General features: G+C 61.6%; 19 protein-coding genes. 4 read left to right on the top strand and 15 right to left on the bottom strand.

The window, feature by feature from the left end; genetic code table 11:
- The first annotated feature begins 6 nt into the window (after positions 1-6).
- Genes NQ519_RS07460 through NQ519_RS07450 form a run of 3 tightly spaced genes read left to right on the top strand, consistent with a single transcriptional unit; the run spans position 7 to position 3,838 of the window.
- Entirely contained in the window at positions 7-963 is a 957-nt protein-coding gene (locus tag NQ519_RS07460) for a PASTA domain-containing protein (RefSeq protein WP_019151791.1), read from the top strand.
- A complete protein-coding gene (locus NQ519_RS07455; protein WP_019151792.1) occupies positions 963-2,045 on the top strand; it encodes an RluA family pseudouridine synthase in 1,083 nt (360 codons plus the stop codon). Before NQ519_RS07460 ends, NQ519_RS07455 begins: the two co-directional genes overlap by 1 nt.
- A 14-nt stretch (positions 2,046-2,059) precedes the next feature.
- Positions 2,060-3,838 (top strand): YgiQ family radical SAM protein, encoded by a 1,779-nt coding sequence (locus NQ519_RS07450; protein ID WP_019151793.1) that lies wholly within the window; start codon positions 2,060-2,062, stop codon positions 3,836-3,838.
- 170 nt (positions 3,839-4,008) lie between these two features.
- Here NQ519_RS07450 and NQ519_RS07445 read toward each other — a convergent pair whose 3' ends face one another.
- The 5 genes from NQ519_RS07445 to prmA form a co-directional block, all read right to left on the bottom strand.
- The gene (locus NQ519_RS07445) at positions 4,009-5,286 is read right to left on the bottom strand and encodes a YeiH family protein (protein WP_019151794.1); all 1,278 of its coding nucleotides are present in this window, start codon (positions 5,284-5,286) and stop codon (positions 4,009-4,011) included.
- Positions 5,287-5,297: 11 nt separating this feature from the next.
- Positions 5,298-6,353 (bottom strand): porin, encoded by a 1,056-nt coding sequence (locus NQ519_RS07440; RefSeq protein WP_019151795.1) that lies wholly within the window; start codon positions 6,351-6,353, stop codon positions 5,298-5,300.
- Positions 6,354-6,473: 120 nt separating this feature from the next.
- A complete protein-coding gene (locus tag NQ519_RS07435; RefSeq protein WP_019151796.1) occupies positions 6,474-6,848 on the bottom strand; it encodes a hypothetical protein in 375 nt (124 codons plus the stop codon).
- A 35-nt stretch (positions 6,849-6,883) separates the two neighbouring features.
- Complete coding sequence (recO, locus tag NQ519_RS07430; RefSeq protein WP_019151797.1) at positions 6,884-7,609, bottom strand: DNA repair protein RecO; 726 nt, start codon at positions 7,607-7,609, stop codon at positions 6,884-6,886.
- On the bottom strand, positions 7,606-8,436 hold the full coding sequence (gene prmA / locus NQ519_RS07425) for a 50S ribosomal protein L11 methyltransferase (RefSeq protein ID WP_019151798.1): 831 nt from the start codon (positions 8,434-8,436) through the stop codon (positions 7,606-7,608). The genes recO and prmA overlap by 4 nt, the downstream gene beginning before the upstream one ends.
- A gap of 70 nt (positions 8,437-8,506) precedes the next feature.
- On the opposite strand from prmA, the gene xerD reads away from it, so the two are divergent.
- Positions 8,507-9,403, top strand: coding sequence for a site-specific tyrosine recombinase XerD (gene xerD / locus NQ519_RS07420; protein WP_019151799.1), 897 nt, complete (start codon positions 8,507-8,509; stop codon positions 9,401-9,403).
- Positions 9,404-9,411: 8 nt separating this feature from the next.
- Here the strand turns inward: xerD and NQ519_RS07415 are convergent, their stop codons facing one another.
- From NQ519_RS07415 to NQ519_RS07370, 10 genes are read right to left on the bottom strand one after another with little or no spacing between them, the layout of a single operon-like run.
- Positions 9,412-9,765: a hypothetical protein gene (locus NQ519_RS07415; RefSeq protein WP_019151800.1), complete on the bottom strand. Its 354-nt coding sequence runs from the start codon at positions 9,763-9,765 to the stop codon at positions 9,412-9,414.
- Positions 9,725-10,552, bottom strand: coding sequence for a DUF4296 domain-containing protein (locus NQ519_RS07410; RefSeq protein WP_019151801.1), 828 nt, complete (start codon positions 10,550-10,552; stop codon positions 9,725-9,727). Before NQ519_RS07410 ends, NQ519_RS07415 begins: the two co-directional genes overlap by 41 nt.
- A gap of 1 nt (position 10,553) precedes the next feature.
- Complete coding sequence (locus tag NQ519_RS07405; RefSeq protein WP_019151802.1) at positions 10,554-11,759, bottom strand: FtsX-like permease family protein; 1,206 nt, start codon at positions 11,757-11,759, stop codon at positions 10,554-10,556.
- A 7-nt stretch (positions 11,760-11,766) separates the two neighbouring features.
- Entirely contained in the window at positions 11,767-12,108 is a 342-nt protein-coding gene (gene rbfA, locus NQ519_RS07400) for a 30S ribosome-binding factor RbfA (RefSeq protein ID WP_019151803.1), read from the bottom strand.
- A 12-nt stretch (positions 12,109-12,120) separates the two neighbouring features.
- The gene (locus NQ519_RS07395; protein ID WP_019151804.1) at positions 12,121-12,930 is read right to left on the bottom strand and encodes an outer membrane beta-barrel protein; all 810 of its coding nucleotides are present in this window, start codon (positions 12,928-12,930) and stop codon (positions 12,121-12,123) included.
- Position 12,931: 1 nt separating this feature from the next.
- Positions 12,932-14,965 carry an Ig-like domain-containing domain gene (locus tag NQ519_RS07390; protein ID WP_019151805.1) on the bottom strand — a complete coding sequence of 678 codons (2,034 nt, stop codon included), beginning with the start codon at positions 14,963-14,965 and terminating at the stop codon, positions 12,932-12,934.
- Positions 14,962-15,936, bottom strand: a complete 975-nt coding sequence (locus tag NQ519_RS07385; protein WP_026076737.1) for a hypothetical protein — start codon at positions 15,934-15,936, stop codon at positions 14,962-14,964. Before NQ519_RS07385 ends, NQ519_RS07390 begins: the two co-directional genes overlap by 4 nt.
- A 7-nt stretch (positions 15,937-15,943) precedes the next feature.
- The gene (folK, locus tag NQ519_RS07380; protein WP_019151807.1) at positions 15,944-16,435 is read right to left on the bottom strand and encodes a 2-amino-4-hydroxy-6-hydroxymethyldihydropteridine diphosphokinase; all 492 of its coding nucleotides are present in this window, start codon (positions 16,433-16,435) and stop codon (positions 15,944-15,946) included.
- Between the two features lie 3 nt (positions 16,436-16,438).
- Complete coding sequence (locus NQ519_RS07375) at positions 16,439-17,584, bottom strand: DNA polymerase III subunit (RefSeq protein WP_019151808.1); 1,146 nt, start codon at positions 17,582-17,584, stop codon at positions 16,439-16,441.
- 1 nt (position 17,585) lies between these two features.
- Positions 17,586-19,058 carry a lipopolysaccharide biosynthesis protein gene (locus NQ519_RS07370; RefSeq protein WP_019151809.1) on the bottom strand — a complete coding sequence of 491 codons (1,473 nt, stop codon included), beginning with the start codon at positions 19,056-19,058 and terminating at the stop codon, positions 17,586-17,588.
- Positions 19,059-19,273 lie beyond the last annotated feature (215 nt).

The raw sequence follows: 19,273 nt of genomic DNA, 5'->3' as shown, positions 1-19,273 counted from the left end.
CGACTCATGGAGAAACGTCCCGATTACCTCTCCCGGCTCCGGCAGAACCCGCTGCTCTGGAACCTCACGCTGATCGCCGCCCTGATCCTCGCAATGGCCGTCGCAGCCCACCTGCTGATGAAGGCCGGCACCCGCCACGGATCGCGGCGCACCGTGCCCGATTTCTCGGGCGTCGCGCTGCACGACGCCCAACGGATCGCCCGCAAGCACGATCTGCGGCTGCACATCAACGACTCGCTGTTCGTCCCCGCCTACGAGGGCGGCATCATCCTCGACCAACTCCCCGAAGGAGGCGTAGAGGTGAAGCCCGGGCGCACGGTCTACATCACGATCAACTCCTTCCGTCAGAAGATGGTCCCCGTACCCTATGTGGCCGGACGCTCGCTGCGGCAGGCCAAAAACATGCTGGAGATCGCCGGACTGGAGATCGCCGAACTGGTCTACCGCCCCGACATCGCCACCAACTACGTGCTGGAAGAGTACTGCGACAAGAAACAGGTCACCCCGACGACCCGCATGGAGGCCGAAATGGGTTCCGGCGTAACGCTATACGTGGGTGTCGAGGGAGGCCATGGAACGACGGTCGTGCCGCGGCTGGTGGGGCTGCCCCTGATGCAGGCCAAAGGCCGTCTCTGGGAACTGGGGCTCAATGTCGGGCGCGTGGATTTCGACGAGGGGGTCAATCTCCTCAACCAGAAGGACACGCGGGTTTACGTCCAGATTCCGGGCGCCGAACGCAACGCCGGGCTGGGTTCGAAAGTAGACCTGCGGCTGACGCTCGACGGAGCCAAGGTGGACAAACACCGGGCCGAGGCCGAAAAGCAGGCGCAGGCCGCAGCCGAAGAGCGCCGGATGGCCGAACAACAACTCGCCGACTCGCTCGCGCAGTCGGCGCTGGAAGAGGCTGCGGAACCAGCCGAGGAACAACCCGCAGGCAACGATAACGAGGGATTTTTCGACTGATGACCGACGAACGACCGATCGAAGAGCTGGACCCGGAGGTGATTCCGGCGGACGGAGAGGACGAAGAGGAGGCGGGCCTCTACGAGCACTTTGCGGTCACGGCCGACAAGGGGCAGACGCCCATGCGGCTGGACAAGTTTCTGACCGTGAGGATGGAACACTGCTCGCGCAACCGCATTCAGGCAGCGGCCGACAGCGGCAACATCCTCGTCAACGGCAAGGCGGCGAAGTCGAGCTACAAGGTCAAGCCGCTGGACCGCATTCAGATCGTGATGCCCTATCCGCGGCGCGAGGTGGAGCTCCGGGCCGAGAACATCCCGCTCGACATTCCCTATGAGGACGAATGGCTGCTGCTGGTGGACAAGCCCGCCGGGATGGTCGTCCATCCGGGCGTGGGCAACTACGACGGCACGCTGGTCAACGCGCTGATGCACCACCTCAACGAACAGGGAATCCCGGCCGAGGAGCAGAACCGCGCGGGGCTGGTGCACCGCATCGACAAGAACACCTCGGGGCTGCTGGTGATCGCCAAGGACGAACAGACCCATGCGCGGCTGGCCAAGCAGTTCTTCGACCACACGATCCAACGCCGCTATGTGGCCCTCGTGTGGGGCAATTTCGAGGAGGACGAGGGGACCATCACGGGCAATATCGGCCGCAGCCCCAGGGAGCGGCAGAAAATGTATGTCTTTGCCGACGGCTCGGACGGAAAACACGCCGTGACGCACTGGAAGGTGCTGAAACGCTACGGATACGTGACCCTCGTGGAATGCCGTCTGGAGACGGGGCGCACGCACCAGATCCGTGTCCACATGGCGTGGATCGGCCATCCGCTCTTCAACGACGAACGCTACGGCGGCGACCGCATACTCAAGGGCACGACATTCGCCAAATACCGCCAGTTCATCGACAACTGTTTCGCCGTGATGCCGCGCCATGCGCTGCACGCCCGTCTGCTGGGCTTCGAACACCCCGCGACGCACGAAAACGTGCTGTTCGAAAGCCCGCTTCCGGCCGATTTCCAGTCGCTGCTGGCGAAATGGGACGCCTATTGTTCGGCGGCGGAAACCGCCGAACAATAATCAATTGCGAAACCATGTTTCTGCCGACGACCATCAAGGAGGTCCGCGAACGCGGATGGGACCAGCTCGATGTGATCCTCTTCTCGGGCGATGCCTATATCGACCACCCGGCGTTCGGCGCGGCCGTCGTGGGGCGTCTGCTCGAAGCCGAAGGGTATCGCGTGGCGATCGTTCCCCAACCTAACTGGCGCGACGACCTGCGCGACTTCACCAAACTGGGCGTTCCGCGGCTCTTCTTCGGAGTTTCGGGCGGGGCGATGGACTCGATGGTCAACCACTATACGGCCAACCTGCGGCTGCGCCACGACGATGCCTACACCCCCGGCGGCAAAGCGGGATTCCGCCCCGACCATGCCGTGACGGTCTACTCGCAAATACTCAAACGCCTCTATCCGCACGTCCCGGTGGTCGTCGGAGGCATCGAAGCCTCGCTGCGCCGCCTGACCCACTACGACTACTGGAGCGATGCGCTGAAACCCTCCGTCCTGGCCGATTCGGGCGCCGACCTGCTGATCTACGGTATGGGCGAACGGGTCGTGCAGGAGGTGGCCCGGGCGATGCGCAACGGCTACAACGCCAAACTGCTGCGCAAAATCCGGCAAGTGGCCTTCCTCTCCGACGAAAGCTATGTCTCGCGGCTGGACCCCGCGACGACGATCCGTCTCAACAGCTACGAGGAGTGCGTGCGCGACAAGGCCGCCTTCGGAGAGAATTTCACCGTCATCGAGACCCAGAGCAACCTGATGAATCCCGAAGCGACGCTTGTGGAGGCCGTCGGTGGCCGCTGCGTCGTCGTCACCCCCGCCAACGCGACGCTCTCGACCGAGGAGCTGGACCACTCGTTCGACCTCCCCTACGAACGGGCCCCGCATCCGCGCTACGCGGGCAAGGGCGACATCCCGGCGTGGGAGATGATCAAACACTCGGTGAACATCCACCGCGGCTGTTTCGGAGGCTGCTCGTTCTGCACCATCTCGGCCCATCAGGGCAAGTTCATCAACTCGCGCAGCGAACGTTCGATACTGGCCGAGGTGGAGAAAATCACGAAAATGCCGGGGTTCAAGGGGTATCTCTCCGATGTCGGGGCCCCCTCGGCCAACATGTACCGCATGGGCGGCCGCGACCGCGAACTGTGCGGCAAGTGCCGCCGCGCGTCGTGCCTCCACCCGAAGCCGTGCCCCAACCTCGACAACGACCACCGGCCGCTGCTGGCCCTGTATGAGAAAATCCGCGCCGTCAAAGGCGTCAAGAAAGCCTTTATCGGCAGCGGCATCCGTTACGACCTGTTCGACCGGTCGCCCTATCTGGAGACGGTGCTCAAATACCACACCTCGGGCCGGCTCAAAGTGGCGCCCGAACACACCGAGGAGAACGTATTGAAGCTGATGCGCAAACCGCCGTTCGCGCTGTTCGAACAGCTCAACGCGGATTTCCACCGCATTTGCAACCGGGAGAAGTTGCCCTATCAGCTGATCCCCTACTTCATCTCCTCGCACCCGGGATGCACCGAACGGGAGATGAAGGCGCTGTCGAAGAAGGTGTTGGGGAAACTGCATTTCAACCTCGAACAAGTGCAGGACCTGACGCCCACACCGATGACCCTCTCGTCGGTGATGTTCTACACGGGGGAGAATCCCTATACGCACGAAAAGGTCTACGTAGCCCGTTCGCAGGAGGAGAAGCGGCGTCAGAAATCCTATTTCTTCGGCGGAAAGGGACGCCCGGGACAGCGACCGTTCCGGAAAGGAGGCCCGGGAGCCCGCCCGGAGCGGAAATACACGAAAAAAGGCTGACGAAAACGTCAGCCTTTTTTATGATCATAACGGAAATAGCGCAGAACCGCATCGGAAAAGGCCCGGTCCGCCATCGCCCCTAAAAGCCCTTTCTTAAAGGGCCGGCAGCGCAGACCCGCTTCGGAAACGAGAGCACCCGCCACCGCCTCTAAACGCGCTTTCTTAAAGCGCTAAAGGGCCGGTTTGAGCAGTCCGAAGAGCAGGCAGGCGATCACGAACGTCACGACGATGTTGAAGGTCTGCGCCGCGAGGAACGCCCGGAGGACGTTGCGGTTCTCCTTCGAAATGATGTCTTTGAGACGCGTATCGAGGCCGATGCAGACGAACGCCAGCGAGAAGAAGACCGAGGAGAACATCTTCGCAACGCCCGGTTCGAGGAGCTTGCCCTTGGCGCCGGGAACGAAAAGACCGTTCGACTGGCAGAGGCTGAATACGAGCGACGCGGCGACGAAACCGATGATGAATTTGGGGAACTTCTCCCAGACGATGCCCAGCGACGGGGCCTGACCGCCCTTCTCGCCGCGGGTCGAGAGGTAGAGCGCGATGAAGAACGCCACGACGCCGATCAGCACGTTCTGAGCCGCCTTGATGATCACGGCATGCTGGTTGGCGACCTCGCCGACGATCATGCTCGATGCGGCGACGCCCGACGTGGTGTCGATCGTACCGCCGATCCACGCCCCGGCGACCTCCTCGGCCACCTCGGGAGCGAACAGGTGCGGCAGGATCAGATTCGCCAGCCACGGCATGAGGTAGATCATCGGAACTACGACGATCAACACCAGCGAAACGATGTAGGAGAGCTTCTTGTCGTCGCCGCCCGCCACGCGCGCCGCCGTGATGCAGGCCGAAACGCCGCAGATCGAGACGCCGCTCGAAAGGATCATCGCCGAACGTTCGTCAACCTTCATGCGGCGCGAGAGCCAGAAGGCGAAGAACCACACGACGGCCACCACGAGGCATGCCTGCACGAGCCCGAAGACGCCCGACTTCATCACGTCGCTGAAAAGAATCGTGGCGCCGAGGCACACCACGCCGATCTTGATGAAGAACTCGCCCTGAATGGCGGGCTTCATCCACGCGGGAACGCGCCACACGTTGCGGATCAGGAGGCCGAACAGCACCGAGAAAAAGACCGATTCGAAGCCGTAGTAGGACACGGCCGGAATCTTGGCCACGACCTGCGCCAGCAACGAAACGGCGAAGACGACGACCAGCGACGGCAACAGCCCCTTGAGAGGGCGCCGCAACAGCAGGCAGCCGACATAGAGCACTGCCAGCACGATGGCGAACAGGTAAAGGATATTGTACCAGGCCACCTCGCCCACGAGGGTCGAGGGGACGCTCGGCAGGTCGGCGGGGACGAGCGCCGCAAGCAGCAGCAACGGAATCGAGACCCAGACCACCACCCAGTCCTCGACGCGAAGTTGTTCGATGAGTTTTTTCATAGCGATTTCAATTAAAATATCCCGGTGAACATCAGCGACACGACGTTGCGGTTCGACGCGGCGCGCGACGCATAGTCCTCGTAAGTGTAGTTGAGCTGGCAGCGGAGGAATTTCACGGGCTGCCACAGGAGACCCGCCGTATAGTTGGTCAGGCGGGAGTCGCTTGCGGAAGTATTTTCACGGAAGGTGTCGTAACGCACGACGGGCATCAGCGTCCGTGTCGCGCGCCAGCCGCCCACGGCGTACCAACCGTCGCTGTCCAGCTCGCCGGAGCCCCCGGAGAGCCCCGTCGTGCCGCAAATGTACTCGGCACGCACCACCAGAGGGCCGCGGTCGTAGCAGGCGCCCGCACCGTAACGGACCCGCTTGAGGTAGTCGGCGCCGTATTCGCCCCAATAATAGGACCCGGCGATCTGCAACCCCGCGACGGGGCGCAGCGTCAGCCGCGCCACGATGTCCTTCGATTTGTTCTTGTCCTTGATGTTGAGCCCTTCACCGTTGAAGACGCCGAAATTATAGCTCAGGATGCTGAAATCCTTGCGTTTGAAGAAGCTCCCGCAGAGCATGGCGCCCATGTCGCGCCCCGTGGCCGAAAGTCCGCAGATGTCGTCGAAGCCCATCAGCCGCCGCAGGGAAAGCGGGTACTCGATAAACTCGTATTTGAGAGGCGGATACTCGGTGTTCTCGACCGAAAAGGGGAGCTTGAACTCACCGAGCTGGAAATTCAGCTGGTCGAAAGGCCGGTAACGCACGTAGGCATCGACGATCTTCGGCGACGCGAACTCGATCTGCACCCGGTAGTCGAGTTTCGGAGCGATGGCGCCCGTCAGGTTCAGGCGGACGCGCTTGATGAAAAAGGTCGAAGAGCTCTCCGACCACTCGTAACCCGTCTGCACGTATCCCGAAATCTCGGGCAGGCGGGCCAATATCCTGTCCCATGTCGAGGTTTTGGCCTTCAGAGCCTCGACCTCGGCCGAAAGTTCCGCAACGGAGGGCTCGGCGGCAGGCTCCTGAGCCCGGGCCCCGAGGAAAAGCAGGAAAAACAATCCCGTAAAAATCTTTCTCATAAGCAACGATTCGAATTCGGGACAAAATTCGGAATTTCATCGCTGCCGGTCAATACGCGAAAATACCTAAAAAGGGCCGGATCGCTCCGGCCCCTCCCTTAAACGGCTCCCGATGCGGCACTACCGCGGCATGGGGAACGAAAGCGTACGCGCGTCGAGATAGGCGTCGGGATAGGGACTCCAGTTCCACGCCTGTCCGTTAGAAAGGGTGAAATGCGGCCCCAGACGCAGGGTGTTGTTGTCGATGACGGTGATGCGCGAAGGCAGGTTCTCCTTCTGGATCACCACCACCGAAGTCATCGACACCGTGGGTTTGGTCTTCACCGGCGCCATCGTCTTATAATCGGGTTTCCACGGCGACATGTGCGCCAGCGAATCGGGAAGCGCGAAGCCCGACGTGCGGGTCGTATCGCGTTTGAAATCGAATTTCGGCTCCTGGGCGGAGGCGGCCACCGCAACGGCGAGCGCAACGGCCGCAAGCAACATCTTTCTCATAGTTTTCCCCTTTTATCTTCTCTCTATCAATAACGTTAAAACACCTCCCGTAGTATGCGCGCCGACTGCACGGCGCTGATGGCGTCGAGATGATAGCCGAAATAGGACAACATCGCACTCAAAAAGTCCGACCGCCGTTTGCGGTTCAACGCCACTTCGCCCAGACGCCTCACGTCGCAGCGCAGCATCGTATCGAGCAGCGCGGCGCACTCCTGCGTCATCACCCCCGGGTGTGCGGGCCGCACGGGGGTGTACAATCCTTCGCGGATGTCGAACCACGCCCCCGGCGTATAGTCGTTGCCCGGACGGTAGCCCAGCAGGCGGCTCAGGTTGGCCAGGAACCAAAGGTGGAAATTCGAAACCCCGTCGTCCATCGCATCCAACGCCTCGGCCGAACCCCACACGAAGTCGAAAAGCGGTTCGTTGGGCTCGCTCTCCCGGACCAGACGATACAAAACTTCGGCCATAAAGAGCGCCATCGTGGATTTGCGAACGTCGAACGGCAGGCTTTGCAGCACGAACCCCGCACGCACCTCCTTGAAACGGTCCATCTGCTGCCGCGGGGATTCCAACCCCTCGAACTCGACGGGGAACATCGGCTGGAACAACGCCAGCTTCGAACCCCGCCCGCTGCGGCTGCGGACCCCCTGCACCATGTAACTGCGGCGGCCCCCGATGTCGGTCAACAGGTAGGCGACCATCGAAGAATCGCCGTACTTGAGCGTGTGCAGCACGATGCCGCGGCCTTTGTAGCTTTTCACGACTCCTTTTTCACATGTACCAGCATCCAACCGTCGCGGTCGGCGGTGGCGGCAACCGTCATTCCCAGTTTCGCGGCGGCCTCCGTGATCGCCGGAACGTCCTGTTCCAGAAATCCGCTCATCACCAGATCGCCGCCCGGGGCCAGGGCCGCGGCATAGGCCGCCATGTCGGCCACGAGGATATTGCGGTTGATGTTGGCCAGAATGAAATCGTAACTCCGGCCCGCGATGCGGCGGACATCGCCCAACATCGGGGTAATGCGCTCCGAAACCCCGTTGGCGGCGACGTTCTCGCGGCAGTTCTCATCGGCCCAGTCGTCGATGTCCACGGCATCGACATGCGCGGCGCCGCACTTCGCGGCGACGATCGCCAGCACGCCCGTGCCGCTGCCCATGTCGAGCCCCGTGCGGCCCGCGACCCCGAGGTCGAGCACCGCGCGCGACATCAGCCACGTCGTAGCGTGGTGGCCCGTGCCGAACGACATCTTGGGCATCACGATCACCTCCGTCTCGCCGGCGGGAGCCGCCTCGTGGAACGGCGCGCGGATGCGCAGGCGCCCTTCGACATCGACGGCCGGAAAATTGCTCTCCCACAAGGCGTTCCAATTCTGCGTCTCGATGGAGATATAACGTCCGGCGACGCCGTAGCGCGCCAGCAGACCATCGACCTGCTCCTTGCAATCGGCCAACCGCTCCTGCGGGATATAGGCTTTCAGCACGCCGTCGCCGATCTCGAAACTCTCGAACGGAAAGTCGGCCAGTTCGGCGGTCAGGATTCCGGCCTGCTCGTCGTCGGAACACGGAATATTGAGTGCAACGTAATCCATAATCATGTAAAATTTTCGTACCTTCGTCGGAGCAAAGTTACTCAAATTATCGACATCGAGCGGATCGGACATGGCAGAAAATACGAAAAAATGGGAGGAGGCCGGACGCCGCTACCGCACCTATATAAAACTGGAAAAGCGGCTCTCGAAAAACACCGTCGAATCGTACATGCGCGACCTGCGGCAATTCGCCCATTTCATCCTGCGCCAATGGGACGTAGCGCCCCACAAGGTCGAGGAGGCGATGATCGAACGTTACATGGCGTGGCTCTACGACAAGGGACGCGAAAAGACCTCGCAGGCGAGGGCGCTGAGCGGCGTGAAGAGTTTTTTCAATTTCCTGATGATCTCCGACAAGATCGAATCGTCGCCGGCGGAATTCGTCCTGACGCCCAAATTCGGACGCCAGCTCCCCGACGTGCTCACCACCCCGGAGATCGACCGCATCATCGCCGCCGTGGACACCTCGACGCCCAAGGGGCTGCGCGACAGCGCCATGCTCGAAGTGCTCTACTCGTGCGGGCTGCGTGTCTCGGAACTCACGTCGCTGCGGATGCAGGACCTCTTTTTCGGCGAAGGGTACATCCGAGTGATCGGCAAGGGCGACAAGCAGCGGCTGGTGCCGATCAGCGCCGCGGCGCGCGACCGCATCCAACTCTATCTCGAAAAGCGCCGGAGCGCCCGGACGGGCGAGGAGGTCGTATTCCTGAACAACCGCGGCAAACAACTCACCCGGGTGATGATCTTCACCATCCTCAAGGAGGCCGCCCGCCGGGCCGGGATCACCAAGCGCATCAGTCCCCACACCTTCCGCCACTCGTTCGCCACCCACCTGCTCGAAGGCGGCGCCTCGATCCGCCAGGTGCAGGAGATGCTGGGGCACGAAAATATTCTGACGACCGAAATATACACCCATCTCGACCGCGAACATCTGCGTCACACGGTCGAAGAGCATCTGCCGATCTGACAAGGGAATTATAACCTGCGGATTTGCGACCGGGGTGTCAACCGCAGCGATTCGTAGTCGAGACCCGAGATCACGACCAACACGCCGCCGGGCGTCACGGTCTGCGCGAGCAACTCGGGCAACGGCGCCGCAGAGCTCCGGCACAGACGCTCGAAAGCCGCACGGAAGTCGTCCGGAAAGCCGGGGACCAACAATCCCGCATAGAACTCCGTGGCGGCGAGGCGGTCGGGCTCGGGACAGGTTTCGACGGCAACCACACGCCCGCCGGAGTCGAGCGTCAGCAACGGATTGCGGACGATGCCCCCGGAGGTCCAGAGGAGGTTAGAGGCTATCCGCCGGGAGGGCTGCGCGGAAGAATTCATCGGCGAAAATACGGATACCGAGTTGCTGTTCGTAGAGCTTTTCGACCGCCGTGCGCGTCGGAGGCGTGAATTCGACCTTCAGGTCGGTGACCGTCACCGAGGGGCGCTGGGGCTTGCCCGTGAAGTTCAAGAAGTCGATGCGCAGGCGGCGGTGCGACGAATCGACGGTGAAACGGCGCGAGAAAGTCTCCTCGCGGTTGCGCCGCAGGGTCGTGGTATAGACCCCCGTGCGGGTGCTGTCGCGGCGTTCGAGCCAGACGGAGCCCTTGAGCCCCTTGTCATTGCGGTCGAGCGAATCGACGAGGTACCTGAGCGAAAGCTGGTAGTCGCCCGGCTCAACGTCGAGCGAGAAGCTCAACCGCGCCGTGTCGGCCAGCGACCGCACGCGGATCAGCGAGTCGGCGAGGACCGCCCGGGTGAAGGTCCGGCGGGCCACGTTGTCGATCGTGTCGAGCACGGCGACCTCGCGGTTGTAAAACTTGCCTTCGCGTTCGAGCATCTCGATGGCGCGCTCGACGATGTCGCCCAGGCGGGCGCTCTTGCGCTTCGAGAAGTTGCCGATGGTGTAGTGAACGTCGTCGGTCGTATAACCGTAACGGGCGAAGATCGGCTCGTAGATGCGCAGCGAATCGGTTTTGACATTCCCGTTGCCGATATAGGCGTTGGTGAGGAACGCATCGTGGAAAATCTGCGCCAGCTTGTCGTCGGGGATGATTTTGTGGCGGGCGCAGGCGGCGAAAAGCACCGCGAAGAGGGCGAAAGCCGTTATACGGAGGTATCGTTTCATATCATTCGTTGTTTTTCAACATACTGCGCACCGTGACGCCCGACAGCAGGACGGCCACGGCGGCGAAGGCGGCGAGAACGGCCAACAGGTCGGCAAAACGGAACTCGACGGGGTAACTCTTCGTGAGGAACGTCTCGGCGGGAATCTCGATCAACCCGAAATGCTGCTGCACGAGGCTCGCGCCGACACCCAGCACGACACCGACGGCGGCTCCCAGACCGCATATCAGAAATCCTTCGGAGCGGAACACGGCCCGTATCAGTCCCGTGTCAGCCCCCAGCGCCCGGAGCGTCGCAATGTCGCCCCGCTTCTCGACGATCAGCATGGCCAACGCCCCCACCACCGAGAACGAGGCGATGACGAGCACCAGCAGGGCGATGAAGAAGATGCCCCACTTCTCGTAGGCCATGATGCGGTAGAACGAAGCGCGGAGTTCGTCGCGCGTGCGGACCCGGAAGTCGTCGCCCACAGTCTCGGCGACGGCCCGGCGGACCCCGGCGGCATCGGCCCCCGGATCGAGGCGCACGACCAGCGACGAAGCGCGGCCCGGGTAACCGAAAAGCTCCTGCGCCAACCGCAGCGACGAGAGCACATAAGTGCGCTCGGTGTCGAGGTCGAGCGTATAGACCCCGCCCACGGGCTCCGTGCGGCGCGTGTAGTTCTCCAACGGCAGCAGCGACGAGAACGAACCCCGGCGCACGGCGTAGAGCGTGACATCGGCGTCGGCCAGCGACCGGATACCCAACATCCACGCCATAGACTGTCCGATGACCAGCCGTTCCAGATCGCCCAGACGCACCCGCCACTCCCCGGCCGACACAGCGTCGCCCAAGGCGAACACCTCGGCATAGGCGTCATCGACGCCCCGCACCGTGGCGGTGGCCTGACGCCCCCCGTGTTCGAGCAGGGCGCTCTGTTCGAGCGTGAACGACAACGCCCCGACGCCCGGGATGCGCCGAAGCGCCGCGGAGTCGATCTCCCCCTGTGCGAAAGTCTGCCCCTGCCGCGGAGTGACGGTCAGGTCGGCGTCGAAAGCCGAATACATCGACTTCACCAACGACTCGAAGCCGTTGAAGACCGACAGCAGGATGATCATCGCCGCGACGGGCATCGCAACGGCCGCGACGCTCAGTCCCGCGATCAGGTTGACGACCGACCGGGATTGGGACGAGAAGAGGTAGCGGCGGGCGAAGAGCTGCGGCAGCATGGTCCGGTTATTCGTTCTTCAACGCTTTGTCGATATTCTCGATGTATTCCAGGGAATCGTCGAGGAAGAACTGGATTTCGGGGACGTTTTTCAACTGGTTGCGCAACCGCTGGCCCAAGGCCCGGCGGATGAACCAATTCTGGTGTTCGAGGCGCTGCATCACCTCCCCGCTCTGCTCGAAGGGGAAGATGCTGACGTAGATCTTGGCGTAGCTGAAATCGGGCGAAACACGCACGGCCGTGACCGTGACGAGCGCACCGCGGACGATCTGCGCACCCTCCTTCTGGAAGATGTCGGCGGCGTCCTTCTGAATCTGTTTGGCGATTTTCTGCTGACGGGTGGTTTCCATAATCTGCTGTTTTTACAACCCATATTTGAAGACCTCGCGGTTCTTCTCCCTCTTGGGTCTCGGTTTCCAGGTCTCGAAGCCCTGTTTGTTGAAGCGGTAGTTGAGCCCCACGGAGATCGTGAGGTTGTCGAGCGGAGAACGCAGCGGCGTGGCCCAGAAGGGGTTTTCCGACCCGTCGCCGACATTGTCCGAATATTTGTTGCGGTTGCGGACGATGTCCGAATAACCGAAATAGTAACGCACGCGGAAATTCAGTTCGAAACGGCGGATCAGGAAGGCGATGCCGCCGCCCCCGGCCAGCCCGTAACCCCAGCGGTTGTCGCGCGGGAGCTTGAAATCGTAGGTTCCCTTCCAGTCGGAAGCCCCGTTGGCCCGCGCCTGCTCGTTCTCGTAAGTCGAAGAGAAGTTATAGGAGAAGGTCGCGGCGGCCTCGAGGTAGACGCGCATGCGGTTGCGGAACATGTAGACATGGGGCTGCCAGACGACCGGCAGCACAATCGAATTGACATGCCGCGAATAGTAGAGATAATCCTTCTTCTCCTCGACCAGCGAGGCGTTGGGCGCGAACGAAAAGCCCTGCTGGAGAAATTCGAGATCGACGCCGAAGCCGCCCACGAAGCGCTGCGTGCCGTAGTAACGCCACGAAAGGCCGCCGCTGTACATGCCCCACATCGCCCGCATCTCCTGCTGGGGCTGGAAGCGGCCGTTGCCCATGCCGTAGCCCACCGTGAAGCCGAGCGTATGCTGCGCCGAGGCGCCCTGCCACGCGGCGAGAGCGGCGAAGGCGAGGAGCCCGGCAATGATATGTCGTTTCATCGTCATCCTACCTGAAATTATTGAACATGCCGCCCGCAGCGTTGAAATTGCTGTTCTGCTGCTGGCGCTCCTGCTCCTGACGGTTCTTTTTCGGGCCCTCTTTGAGCCGTTTCTCCTCCTCGCGGCGCAGGCGCTGGGCCTCGCGCTCGTCCAGCAGGCGCGAAAGAGACTGCATCGTGACCGGCGCGAAGATGCGGTTCATGTCCATCGTGAACTCGATCTCCCAGTTGGTCTTGGTGGCGAAGGTGTCCTCGCCCTCGTCGTTGGCATAGATCTCAGCCCGCTCGGGCTGGCGCCGCTCGACCAGGTTGCCCGTGTCCCACTTGCCGTTGCCGTTCCGGTCCTCGATGATGCGGAACTTGATCTCGCCGGCCGGAACGTAATTGAACTGGATGTCGCCCGTCGTCACGTCGCGCCGCTCCTGCTTGAGGGCGTTGTTGCCGTCGAGCAGCTGGACGATGTATTTCGTGCCGTCGTCACGACCGTTGACGTGGATCTTCACCGTGGCGAACTTCTCGGGGTCGAGGACCGTGTATTTGCCGACGATCGAGTCGTTGGAAAGGCCCGCAACGTCGGTGATGGCCCCCGCGGGGATGGTCAGCATATATTGTCCGGCCGTCTTCCACGGAGCGCGGATGTACCATTTGCGCAACTGTCCCGTATCGCGCACCATATGCACGGGAACGTCCTCGACCGAATTGTCTTCGAGCAGGCGCGTCAACAACAGGCGCGACGAATCGACCGACACCAACGGGTAATCGAACTCCGCGGTGAGGTGGTTCTCGGGGTTGATGTCGCCGGAAGTGGGGAGTTTGACGGCGAAGGGATTCGGTTTTTTGGGCTCGACCCACTCCTCGCCGGCGGCCTCGGCCTTGCGGCGGTCGCGTTCGAGCTTCTCGCGCTCGCGCTCCTGCTCCTTGGTCTCGATCAGCCGCCAGGCGAGTTTCAACGGCTCGGTGACCTCCTGCAAGCGGTTGACCGTATCGTGCTTGAAATAGGTGATCTCACCCTTGATCGTATCGGGAAGGTCGGCCGAGGGGACGTTGAACCACAGGGCGATCGTATCGCGGCCCACGGTCTGGGGATCGAAGATGACCCGGTCGGCGGAGATGCTGTCGAAACGCAGGGCGGTGATCTTCGGGTGCGCCGACGCGAAATAGAGCATCGCCTTGTGCTGCTGGGGCCGCTCGGACTCCGAAAGCATCTGCCGGCGGAACGCCTTGTCGGTGAACATCCGGAAATAGAGCTGCGGCTCGGCAGTCACGTACTGGCGGATCGAATCGTACCACATGGCGAAATCGGGCATCTCGGCCGGGTTGTAGGTCTTTTCGAGGAAGCCCACCTGGTCGCTGCCCGGATCGTACATCTGGTTGTCGTTCTTGTCCTGGACGGCGTAGACCCGGTAGGGGATCGGCTTGAGGTTCTGGGCGATGAAGATGCCGTTGTTCTCGGCGCGGGCGATCGACGCAGGCTTGTACTTGAACACCGTGGAGTCGTATTCGGCGACGTTCCCGACCGAATCGGCCGGGAAGAACCAGATGAAGGTCTTCGACACAGAATCGGCCTTGTAACTGTCGGCCGTATAACCCGTGAGGAGCATCGAGTCGATCTCGGGACCCGTCGAAAAGACGTAGCGCATCGAATAGAGCGGGTTGCCCTCGTTGTTGTCGCGGATGGCGCTGCCGAAGTTGAGCGAATAGGTCGTGTTCGGAGCCAGCGTGTCGCGCAACTGGATCACGATGCCCCGGCCGCGCAGGGTGACCGTGGGTTTCTTCTTCATGGCCGGAGAGGTGAAGAACTCCTTCTGCTGGTCCTTGAGCTGCACGAACTCGTCGAACTCGATGTAGATCTTCTCGTGGCCGACGAGAGGCCGGTTGACCGAATTGTTGTCGGGCGTCATGTTCACGATGACGGGCGGAAGCGAGTCGCGGGGACCGCCGGTAGGGGTCATCATGCTCGCGCAACGGCTCAGAAAGGCCGACACGAAGAGCAGCGCCACCGCAAGGCGCAGCAGGTAAAGGGTATGTCGCGGCGTATTCATCGGCGGCGTGGTTGTGTTTGCGTTTGCGAATCCTTGTCGGGGTCGGGGTCGAGCGCCGGATTGACGACGATCCAACCGTCGGGCTCCTCCGTGTCGATCCACTGCTGCACCCACGGCCGGAAGAGGACGGAGAAGGTCGGCGGAGCCCCTTCGAGATCGACCTCCTTCTTCGTGTAGGCATAGAGCCGATCGACGCGATCGACCACGACCACCATCAGCGTCCCGGTCGAAACCTGCATCTTATAGAGCGACGAACCCTCCTCCTTGTAAGCCGTGAAGTTGGGATTGGAGCGCGTGAACGAATCGTCGTCCTTCGAAGTGATCTTGCCCGCAACGGCATCGTCGTAGGAGGCGATGTACCACGCCGCGGTGTCGGCGGCGAAGGCATAGGCTTTCAAATTCGAAATCTCCTCCGCGGCACCGCCCTCCTCGCTCTGGACAGCGGGATCAATGAAGCAGTCGAGGTAGGTGGGAGGCGTATAGAATTCGTTGTAATAGCTCCAACTGCCGTCCTTGTAGGAAAAACCCTCCTTCCACGGCTTGAAAGGCAGCGTCACGTACAGGGTCGGGAGGTTTTCGGTCAGTTCCTGCTGGGTGTAGGCGTAGATTCGATGCTCCGTATCGACGGCCAAGACCATTTGCGTAGCGTTCGACATCGACATCTGGACCCATCCGGAAGTTCCTTCGCGCTCGTAGGGCCCGGCCGTGACGAAGGGCGAAAGGCGTTCCGAAGGGTTGCCTTTCAGGCTGGCGACGCCCTCCAACGCATCCGCGTAGGACGCGACGGTATAAAGAGTCGTGTCGGCGTCGAAAGCGTAGGCTTTCACCCCGTCGAGCGCCAGGTACGGATCGCCCGACAAGTCCTGCACGAGGGGCTTGATCACGTAATTCGTCGTGGTTGACACGTCCTTGAAGCACCCCGTCAAGAGCGCCGCGGCGGCGAGAAAGAGTATCGTTCGTCTCACGTTCATCTTCTGTTTATCGGTTACGCAGCGCATCGAGCATCTCCCCGACGGTGACTCCCGTGACGGGATGACGGTGCCGGCGCATGATCTCCGCGAGCGGCTGCAATGCGAACTCCCGTTCGGCGAGCAGCGGGTGGGGAACCGTCAGGCGCTCGTCGTCGATCACCTCGTCGCCGTAGAAGATGATGTCGATGTCGATCGGACGCGACGAATAGGCGGCGCCCGACGAAGCCTTCTCGATCGCCTCGGCGGCGCGGTTGCGGCCCAATTCGCGCTCGATCCCCTGGCAGGCGTCGAGCACTTCGAGCGGCGAAAGATCGGTCGAGACCTCCAGCGCCTGATTCGAAAAACGCTGCGCGGCCGGGAATCCCCACGGCTCGCTCTCGTAACGGTGCGAACAACGCAGGACAGCCCCCACGCGGGAGTTTATCAACTGCTGTGCCGTTTGCAGGGTGCGCTTCACGTCGCCCTGGTTTCCGCCTAAAAGAAGTGCCACACGTGCCATAACTCACAAATGTTTTATCATCTTGCTCACCGAGAGGGCAAAATGGGTGAAAACGATCGTCGGGTTGCCGTTCTGCGCGATCTGCGCGGAGGCGCTCTCGATCTCGGCGATCAACGGCTCGATGTTCTGCGAACCGACGAAAGGGGCGAATTTCGAACAGAAGGCCAACTCCTCGCCCCAAAGGTAACTGATTTCGCGGATGCCCGCATGGAGCATGTAACTCTCGCGCAGAAGCCGTGCCGCATCGCGCAGGAAAGCCCGCTGCTGCTCGCGCGAAAGCTGCGCCGCATCCTCGGCCCAGGAGACCAGTTCGAGGTGTTTGTCGTTGTAGCTCAAACGCATCAGGCCGCAGAAAAGGTCGAAATTCTCTTTCCGCAGCGCATCGCTCTCGCCCGCGACCAGGTGATTCAGCTCCAAGAGGTCGCCGCCGGCCAGACGCGCCATGTTGCGGGCCTGCAACGGGTCGGAAACGCCCCTCTCCGCAGCGACCCGCGCCAACACGTCGGGAGCGATGCGCGGCACGGCAACCTCCTGCGTCCGCGAAATGATCGTCGGCAGCAACCGGTCGGGCTGCTCGGAAACCAGAATGAAAAGCGTCCGCTCCCAAGGCTCTTCGAGGATTTTGAGGATCTTGTTGGCAGCCTCCTCGTTCATCGCCTCCGGAAGCCAGATGAGCATCGTCTTATAATCGGCCTCGAAGCTCTTGAACGAGAGTTTGCGGATGATCTCGTCGGCCTCGCGGGCCGCGATCATGCCTTTGAGCGTCTTGCCCAGGTCGAGCCGGTCGTACCAGTCCTGCGGCGAAACATAGCCGCCCCGTTCGTCGAACAACGTGCGGAACAGGGGCAGGAACTCGTCGCTCCGCATCACCTCGCCGGACTTCTTGCCCTGTTTGTTCACGGGAAAGACCAGATGCAGGTCGGGATGCGCCAGCGATGCGATCTGTTTGCAGTCGGGACACTCGCCGCACGAGTCGCCGTCGCGGCGGTGACGGCAGCAGAGGTACTGCACATAGGCCACGGCCAACGCCAGCGCCCCGGAACCGGACAACCCCGTGAAGAGCTGGGCATGGCTCACACGGCCGGCATCGACCGACTGTGCGAGATGTCGTTTCAGATCGTCCTGTCCTATGATGTCCGCAAATCGCATCTTATTTCTTCTTTTTCAGCACCGAGCGGAGCATGGCCCCCAAGTCGATCCGCTCGCGGCGGACGAGGTAGGCGGCGTACAACGCAAAGAGCACTATATTAAACGCATAGCTTACGAACATATTGCCCGTGCAGGAGGTTACGGCCTCGCAAGCAGCGAAAACGGCGAGCGCCGCGGCGACATACTCGCCGATGCGGCGCCAGTCGTAGGGCGTCGGATAATAACGGCGGTTGAGCCACCAACTGACGGCGACCATCGCCGATTCGCTCGCCAGACGTGCCCAAGCAGCCCCGTAATAACCCCACAACGGAATGAGCCACAATCCGAAAGCGAGCATGGCGACGAGTCCCGAACCCGTGACCACGATGGCCAGCGAGGTGCGCTCCTCCCGTTTGTACCAGAACGAGAGGTTGAGCCAGACGCCCGTGAGGACATTCGCCCCCAGCACCACCGGCAGGATGAAGATGCCCTCGCGGAAATCCCGCCCGACGATCAACGCGAAGAGGTCGCGGAAGAGCGCGATGCCGAGGAAGATCAACATCGAAGCCATGACGTAATATTTCAACGCCGCGGCGTTCATCTGCACGAAATCCGACTTTTTGAAGTTCGAGAGGAAGAACGGCTCGGCGGCGAGGCGGTACATCTGGTAGAAGAGCATCATCACCACGGCGATCTTCGTGATAGCGCCGTAGACGCCCAACTGCGCCATAGCCCCCTCGGGAACGAGGTATTTGATCAACTGGCGGTCGATGAACTCGTTGGCCGTACCGGCCAATCCGCCCACCAGCAACGGCAGCGAATAAGCGAAAACAGCGGCCAAAAGTACCCAGTCGATCTTCGGGACCGTGCGATCGACGGTGGTCAGAATCGCCAGCCACGTCACGACGCTGGCGGCGAGGTTAGCGACGAAGACCCACCCCACGCCGAACTCCGAGGCGAAAAGCCCCGCGGCGCCGAATCCGAAAGCCAAAGCCACGTTCAAGGCCACGTTGAGCGCTTTCAACCCCACGAAAGTCATGGCCCGGCCCTGTTCGCGCAACCGCGAGAAGGGAATGCAGGCCCAAACGTCGAAAAGGATGATCAACCCGACGCAGACGACATACTCCGGATGCGACACATACGCCTCGCCCATGACGCGAGCGATGCCGTTGCGGAAAAAGGCCATTGCGAGGAAAAAGACCGCGGCGGCGAGCGATGTGATGCCCCATGTGGTGGCGAAAAGCCGCCGCTTGGCGGCCTTCACCTCCCCGCCCGCCTCCTCGGCCTTGGCTGAAAAACGGAAGTAACTGGACTCCATACCCATCGTCAAAAGGGTGAGCGCCAGCGGAATGAGGGCATAGACATCCGTCACGATGCCGTAGGTCTCCTGCCCGAAAATACGGGTGTAGTAAGGCGTGAGCAGGTAGCTCAGGAACCTTACCACAATGGTACTGATACCGTAGACGGCGGTTTGTTTGGCCAGTTTTTCGAGCATGACGAATGTTTATAGCTTGCAAATATACGAAATTTACCGGGAAAAGCTCTTCTTTCTTTGAAAGAAGAGAAAAAGAGGACTGTACTTTTGATGCCAAAAGTACCAAAAGCACGGGCTTAAAAAGCCCGGTTTACGGGCGAAAGCCGGCTGGCTCGCTGACCAGCCGGTTCTGCGCTCCCGAACCTACGCTGAAAACCGCCTCTCAGGCGGGGAGG

The sequence above is a fragment of the Alistipes senegalensis JC50 genome (assembly GCF_025145645.1).
GTDB classification, from domain to species: domain Bacteria; phylum Bacteroidota; class Bacteroidia; order Bacteroidales; family Rikenellaceae; genus Alistipes; species Alistipes senegalensis.
Note: the sequence above shows the minus strand (reverse complement) of the source record. Positions and strands in the feature narration are given on the sequence as shown.

Coding starts and splice junctions, on each gene's coding strand:
- NQ519_RS07460 (WP_019151791.1), top strand. CDS start 7: ATGGAGAAACGTCCCGATTACCTCTCCCGGCTCCGGCAGAACCCGCTG.
- NQ519_RS07455 (WP_019151792.1), top strand. CDS start 963: ATGACCGACGAACGACCGATCGAAGAGCTGGACCCGGAGGTGATTCCG.
- NQ519_RS07450 (WP_019151793.1), top strand. CDS start 2,060: ATGTTTCTGCCGACGACCATCAAGGAGGTCCGCGAACGCGGATGGGAC.
- NQ519_RS07445 (WP_019151794.1), bottom strand. CDS start 5,286: ATGAAAAAACTCATCGAACAACTTCGCGTCGAGGACTGGGTGGTGGTC.
- NQ519_RS07440 (WP_019151795.1), bottom strand. CDS start 6,353: ATGAGAAAGATTTTTACGGGATTGTTTTTCCTGCTTTTCCTCGGGGCC.
- NQ519_RS07435 (WP_019151796.1), bottom strand. CDS start 6,848: ATGAGAAAGATGTTGCTTGCGGCCGTTGCGCTCGCCGTTGCGGTGGCC.
- prmA (WP_019151798.1), bottom strand. CDS start 8,436: ATGGATTACGTTGCACTCAATATTCCGTGTTCCGACGACGAGCAGGCC.
- xerD (WP_019151799.1), top strand. CDS start 8,507: ATGGCAGAAAATACGAAAAAATGGGAGGAGGCCGGACGCCGCTACCGC.
- NQ519_RS07415 (WP_019151800.1), bottom strand. CDS start 9,765: ATGAATTCTTCCGCGCAGCCCTCCCGGCGGATAGCCTCTAACCTCCTC.
- NQ519_RS07410 (WP_019151801.1), bottom strand. CDS start 10,552: ATGAAACGATACCTCCGTATAACGGCTTTCGCCCTCTTCGCGGTGCTT.
- NQ519_RS07405 (WP_019151802.1), bottom strand. CDS start 11,759: ATGCTGCCGCAGCTCTTCGCCCGCCGCTACCTCTTCTCGTCCCAATCC.
- rbfA (WP_019151803.1), bottom strand. CDS start 12,108: ATGGAAACCACCCGTCAGCAGAAAATCGCCAAACAGATTCAGAAGGAC.
- NQ519_RS07395 (WP_019151804.1), bottom strand. CDS start 12,930: ATGACGATGAAACGACATATCATTGCCGGGCTCCTCGCCTTCGCCGCT.
- NQ519_RS07390 (WP_019151805.1), bottom strand. CDS start 14,965: ATGAATACGCCGCGACATACCCTTTACCTGCTGCGCCTTGCGGTGGCG.
- NQ519_RS07385 (WP_026076737.1), bottom strand. CDS start 15,936: ATGAACGTGAGACGAACGATACTCTTTCTCGCCGCCGCGGCGCTCTTG.
- folK (WP_019151807.1), bottom strand. CDS start 16,435: ATGGCACGTGTGGCACTTCTTTTAGGCGGAAACCAGGGCGACGTGAAG.
- NQ519_RS07375 (WP_019151808.1), bottom strand. CDS start 17,584: ATGCGATTTGCGGACATCATAGGACAGGACGATCTGAAACGACATCTC.
- NQ519_RS07370 (WP_019151809.1), bottom strand. CDS start 19,058: ATGCTCGAAAAACTGGCCAAACAAACCGCCGTCTACGGTATCAGTACC.